This window comes from Catenibacterium sp. CAG:290, from assembly GCF_000437715.1.
GTDB classification, from domain to species: domain Bacteria; phylum Bacillota_I; class Bacilli_A; order Erysipelotrichales; family Coprobacillaceae; genus Catenibacterium; species Catenibacterium mitsuoka_A.
This window is the reverse complement of the sequence record NZ_FR898765.1, coordinates 1-969: the sequence shown is the minus strand read 5'-3', so window position 1 is coordinate 969 and position 969 is coordinate 1. Positions and strand designations below refer to the sequence as shown.

The 969-nt window shown below is 38.1% G+C and carries 2 protein-coding genes; both read left to right on the top strand.

What is annotated here, in order from left to right; genetic code table 11:
* A partial coding sequence (locus QVO42_RS00625) for a DUF6431 domain-containing protein (RefSeq protein ID WP_288163502.1) occupies positions 1–287 on the top strand: 287 nt, incomplete at its 5' end.
* Positions 288–344: 57 nt separating this feature from the next.
* A partial coding sequence (locus tag QVO42_RS00620; protein ID WP_288163501.1) for a transposase family protein occupies positions 345–969 on the top strand: 625 nt, incomplete at its 3' end.

Genomic DNA, 969 nt, shown 5'->3' with positions numbered 1-969 from the left:
TTGACATCTTTAAACGTAGTCATAAAGTCACAATACAAAGATTAAGATGTCCTGAATGCGGATCTACTCATGCAGTCCTTATTGAGGATATGATTCCCTATTCCATTGCTTCTTATGACTTGATTGTTGATGTTTTAGCTGGCATAGACTTTCTTGAATCTTCTCATGCCGCTTATCTTAAAGATAAGTATCTGAATTATCCCTTTGATTATGATTCATTCTGTAAATTGAATACCAGAAAAAATTACCTTAATTTTTTTATGCTTCTTCACATGATTTTTATATAGTACAGCTCTTTTTGCTGATATTCTTTCATTATAAAAACGAAAGGAGCTGTACTACATATGAAAACCAACAATAATTCCCCAGCTGACAAACAAGCAGCTAAAACCGATACCCCTAATGCGCTCATTTCCGATAATGATCTGCTAAAGTTCTTTAATCTGGAAAAAGAGAACGTTCAGGATTTCTCAATCACTCACAGAAAGGATGGAATGTATGTCAATATCACGCTTAATAAGACATGGGTTCAGTGTCCTGTATGCGGACATATGACAAGCAGGGTGAAGGACTACACGGATAAGAAGATAACCCACTCCGTTATGACCACCACTAACTGCTATATCATCTATCACGCTAGGAGATACGAGTGTCCCCACTGCAAGAAGACATTCTACGAAAATAACCCCTTCACTTTTGGAGGAAGACTCTCTGTTGCTACTGTATTCAATGTTCTCAGAGATCTCAAGTCTCCAAATGCAACCTTTACTGATGTCGCTAGAAGATATGGCATATCCGCTACATCTGTTATTAATATTTTTGACAGGCATGTTCACATCTCCAGAAGACAGCTTCCTGAATGCCTGGCTCTGGATGAAGTGTACGCCTTCAAGTCTCATGACAGTAATTATGTCTGTGTGATTGTAGACTACCTGGACAAGAAAATTGTGGATGTACTTCCGTCAAGAC